This is a genomic window from Nonomuraea sp. NPDC003201, assembly GCF_053590415.1.
This window is the reverse complement of the sequence record NZ_JBSFTC010000547.1, coordinates 1-4,480: the sequence shown is the minus strand read 5'-3', so window position 1 is coordinate 4,480 and position 4,480 is coordinate 1. Positions and strand designations below refer to the sequence as shown.

Here is a 4,480-nt window from a genome sequence, read left to right as displayed (position 1 = left end):
CTCCTTGTGCGGTGTTCTTTCGATGCCCCTACGATCGCCGACCGCTCTGATATGGGGCTGTCGCCGTCCTGACGCCGCCGCTGACATCCGGCGGGGAGTGGCCCGGGCCTCTTACGTTCGTTCAGCCTCCCTGCGCCGGCGTCGCTGAGACGCTCGGCTACAGCCCTCAAGCCGCCGGAAGTCTCGCGCCGCCGACGACCACACAAAGGCCTTCCCATACCAGCGAATACAGACCACTCAATTGCCAGTACGAAGGCCGTTCAGGCTCCGCAAGGGGTGTGGCGTCGAAGCCGGCGCGGGTCCCGGACGCCGAGGACCGCATGGCGCACGCCCGCCACGACCACCATGCGACGCACATCCGGCACGACTGCCGTACGACGCGGGCCCGGCGAAGACGGGACACAGGGCCAACGCCCCGGAACGGATCGACGACGACCCCGGGAACGCGGCATGAACAGGCCGAGAACGGCCGGTGACACAGCGTGTGGGAGGGGGTTCATGCGGCGCCCGGAAGGCGCCGATCCGTGAAGGGGCGGCTAGAAAGTGGCGGCGGCCAAGGCGAGCGCGGCGGCGGCCTCATGGCGGAGCACCATGATCAGGAGCGTGGCGACCAGCGTGGCTATGAGCAGCCAGCTGATCAGGATGATGACCGTCGAGCGGCGTGGCCGCCGCCTGCGGCCCGGTTGCCCCTTGGCCTTCGCCTCGCTGCGACGCACCCGCTCGTTGAACGACTCCAGTCGTGCGACGAGTCGCGGATCGTCGGCGACGAGGTGCTGCTCAATCTGGGCCAGCATCCGCTCCTCGTCCTGCGACCAGGCCATAGGCGCACCTCCCGAACGCAAGCTCTGCGACGTCTTTCTGCCCAACCCTGAAGATCATTAGCCCCCGCCTGACCAGGTAATTGCAACCTCTTTTCAGTTTGCGATCATGCTCGAACCCTTGTTCTAATCATGGCATGCGCTGGGACAACCTGCGCCTGGCCGGGCCCGGTCAGGACGATCCGGCCGTGCCGCTGTTCGCCCGCGGCGCGGTCACCCGCACCTTCGACACGCCCGAGTTCAGGGGGATGACCTTCTATGAGATCCGGGCCAGATCCATCATCAACCGGGTTCCGGGGGCCAGCCGGGTCCCGTTCGAGTACACGATCAACCCCTACCGCGGGTGCACGCATCGCTGTATTTACTGTTTTGCCCGAAAAACGCATGAATATCTAGATTTTGATGCCGGGGCGGACTTCGACTCGAAGATCGTCGTCAAGGTCAACGCCGCCGAGCTGGCCCGCAAGGAGCTGGCCTCGCCGCGCTGGGGCGGCCACCACGTGGCCATGGGCACCAACGTCGACTGCTACCAGCGCGCGGAGGGCCGCTACAAGCTGATGCGCGGCATCCTGGCCGCGTTGCGCGACGCCCGCAACCCGTTCTCGATCCTCACCAAGGGCACGCTGATCCTGCGGGACCTCGACCTGCTGACGGAGGCCGCGGACGTCGCGGACGTGAGCACCAGCGTGTCGGTCGGCTTCGTCGACCCGGAGGCGTGGCGCGCGGTGGAGCCGGGCACCCCCAACCCGCGCAGGCGCCTCGAGGTGTGCGCGACGCTCAACGACAACGGGATCGCGTGCGGTGTCCTGATGGCCCCGATCCTCCCGTTCCTCACCGACTCCCCCGCCCAGTTGGAGACCACCGTCAAGGAGATCGCCGCCTCCGGCGCCACCCACATCGCCCCCATCGTGCTCCACCTGCGGGCTGGGGCGCGGGAGTGGTGGCTGGGGTGGCTGTCGCGCGAGCATCCGCGCCTGGTGCCGCGCTATCTGGAGCTGTACGGGCGCGGCGCGTACGCGCCCAAGGCGTACCAGGAGCGGGTGACGGGCCTGGTCAAGGAGCTGGCCAAACGCCACGGCGTGGGCCGCGCCACCGCGGCCATGGCCCGCCGCCTCCCGCCCCGGCCCGCGCTGGTGGCGGACGAGCCGGAGCAGCTACGCCTGCTCTGAGCTCCTCACGACACCACCCCGGCCCTCGTCGCACCGATCCCGTACGCGATCGCGGGCGGGAGAGGAAGCGACGGCGTGTGCCGGTTCGGTCGGTGTGTAATTCGTAGCTCTCGCCGTCGTGTGGGGTGCGAGCTTCCTGTTCATCAAGGCCTCGCCGGACGGGCTGTCGCGGGCGTAGGTCATGATCGGGCGGCTCGCCCTTGGCGGGACCTTCCTGGCGGCGGTCATGCTCGCCACCCTCCGCCGGTGGCCGCGCGACGCGCGCACGTGGGGATCGCTGAATGGCTATTCAGGCCAGCGGCCGGCTGAAGGCCGATGTACCTTGACCAGACATCCGGATCCGCCGCAATCCGGGCGTTAGCCGACTGCGCGCTCGTAACCGAGCGTAAGCGGCGGCACCGCGACCGATAGGCGGGTGGCAACCGGCACGCGGCAGGTTTCCTTGGGGCATGCAGATCTCGTCCTGGACATGGAGGCCGCCAAGCCCGCCACACGAGGCCGGCCGGAACGTCGTTTCAGCACACCGGTGTGGTCGTCGCCCGGAGCACCACCGCCGCCTCCACCGTCACCTACGTCACGCCGGTCGTCGGCGTCGTCCTCGGCGAAACCATCCGCTGGAACGAACCCGCCGACGTCCGCAGCGCACCAGCCCCTGATCGGCGCACACGGCATCGCGGCCCAGGGTTTCCCCAGGCCGCCAGCGGTTTGCCACTGCCCGTTTACATGATCGTCACCGGCCCGGCCGACGCTGCTTGGTGCAGATCAAGGAGGCGCGAATGCGTTGGCTAAAGTCGCTCGTCGTGGCGATGCTCGTCCTGTCCACCGGCGCGGTCCCGGCGTCAGCGTCGGTGTCCGCCGCCCCGGACGGTGCGCTGACGCTCGCCGCGTCGACCGTGCGCCGTGGCGAGCCGATCAAGGCGTCCTACACCACGCCCCGCCCCGACCCGACCAACTGGCTCGGCCTCTACACCGACCCGGGCGACGGCCCGGTGGACGAGAAGTTCGTCGGTCCGTCGGTGCGCTGGACCTACATCGCCGGGCAGAGCGGTGCGGCCACCCTGCCGACCGACGGGCTGGAGCCGGGCAACTACATCGTCTTCGCTCTGGCACAGGACGGCTACCAGTGGCTCGCCGCGCCGGTGAAGGTCCGGATCACGAGCGACGCGCCGCTGCACTTCATCACCGACGCCTTCAAGCTGCGTAACGCCCGCGCCCTCACCCCGTACCAGGCGAGGGTGGGAGGTCTGGTACGCGGGGACACCGACGGGCTCACCTTCCGCAAGGTCAGCGGGCCGCGGTGGATCAGCGTCTCGGCCGACGGGGAGGTCACCGGGACACCGCGCGTGCGCGACTCGCTGCGTCCGGAGCCCCTGCGGGTCGAGGTCCGCAACGCGCGCGCCGAGACCAGCACGGCGACGGTCGGCATCGACGTCCGCCGGCCGGGCCAGGACCTGGTGCCCGAGCTCAAGGCGATGAGCTTCAACCTGTGGCACAGCGGCAGCCAGGTCGACGACGGCCGGGAGAAGGAGTTGCGGTTCCTGCTCAAGTCCGATGTGGACGTCGTGGGTCTCCAGGAGACTTCGGCCGTCTCCACCCGCGAGCTGGCCGAAGCGCTGGGCTGGGACTATCACCAGTCGAGCACCGACATCGGTGTGATCAGCCGGTACCCGATCACCGAACGCAAGGCGCCGGTGGACAGCGGCCCGCTGTCGGTGGCGACGAAGGTCCGGGTACGGATCGGCGAGCGCCAGGACGTCGTGGTGTGGAACGTCCACCTCGGCTACACCCCGTACGGCCCGTACGACACATGCTTCGGCAAGCTGACGCAGGAACAACTGCTGGCCAACGAGGAGCGTTCCGGGCGCACGCCCCAGATCCAGGCCGTCTTGAGCGAGATGGGACCGGACCTGGCCGCGGCGCGGCGTACGCCGGTGCTGCTGACGGGCGACTTCAACGCCCCGTCCCATCTGGACTGGACCAAGGACACGCGCCGGTGCGGTTACACCACGGTCCCGTGGCCGACCTCGGTGCTGCCCACGCAGGCGGGGCTGCGGGACTCCTACCGGGTGGCGCACCCGGACCCGGTGACCGCGCCGGGCATCACCTGGTCGCCGATCTATCCGGTGTTCACCGGCGGTTACGGGTACGACCCGCACAAGGGCGAGCCCGAGCCGCAGGACCGGATCGACTTCGTCTACTACGCGGGCCCGCTCCAAGTGACCGACTCCAGCGCCCTGGTCGAGGGCACGCCGACGGCCGTCCCCAACCACCGCGGCAACGCCTGGTCCTCGGACCACGCCGCCGTACTCACCACGTTCCGCACGTCCCGGCTCTGACCGCCCCACGCGGGCGGGACCGACCGCCGCACCCCCCCGGGTGCGGCGGGGCGTGACCTGTGGTGGTGCCGGGGGAAGCGGCCGGTAACGCGTCAGCGGTCCGTACCGACGTTTTAGCCCTAACGCTCGACCACCCACCCCCGCACCCCCGGCCCCC

3 protein-coding genes are annotated in these 4,480 nt (G+C 69.8%); 2 read left to right on the top strand and 1 reads right to left on the bottom strand.

Features of this window, described 5'->3' with window-relative positions; genetic code table 11:
* Positions 1 to 536 precede the first annotated feature (536 nt).
* Positions 537 to 821 carry a DUF3040 domain-containing protein gene (locus ACWDX9_RS60360; RefSeq protein ID WP_364842184.1) on the bottom strand — a complete coding sequence of 95 codons (285 nt, stop codon included), beginning with the start codon at positions 819 to 821 and terminating at the stop codon, positions 537 to 539.
* 134 nt (positions 822 to 955) lie between these two features.
* Between ACWDX9_RS60360 and ACWDX9_RS60355 the strand changes: the two genes are divergently transcribed.
* Positions 956 to 1,987, top strand: coding sequence for an Rv2578c family radical SAM protein (locus tag ACWDX9_RS60355; RefSeq protein WP_449972923.1), 1,032 nt, complete (start codon positions 956 to 958; stop codon positions 1,985 to 1,987).
* A 776-nt stretch (positions 1,988 to 2,763) separates the two neighbouring features.
* Positions 2,764 to 4,323 (top strand): endonuclease/exonuclease/phosphatase family protein, encoded by a 1,560-nt coding sequence (locus ACWDX9_RS60350; protein WP_449972921.1) that lies wholly within the window; start codon positions 2,764 to 2,766, stop codon positions 4,321 to 4,323.
* Positions 4,324 to 4,480: the final 157 nt, after the last annotated feature.

Excerpts from the sequence above, each read along its gene's own strand:
- ACWDX9_RS60360 (WP_364842184.1), bottom strand. The coding sequence starts at position 821 with ATGGCCTGGTCGCAGGACGAGGAGCGGATGCTGGCCCAGATTGAGCAG.
- ACWDX9_RS60355 (WP_449972923.1), top strand. The coding sequence starts at position 956 with ATGCGCTGGGACAACCTGCGCCTGGCCGGGCCCGGTCAGGACGATCCG.
- ACWDX9_RS60350 (WP_449972921.1), top strand. The coding sequence starts at position 2,764 with ATGCGTTGGCTAAAGTCGCTCGTCGTGGCGATGCTCGTCCTGTCCACC.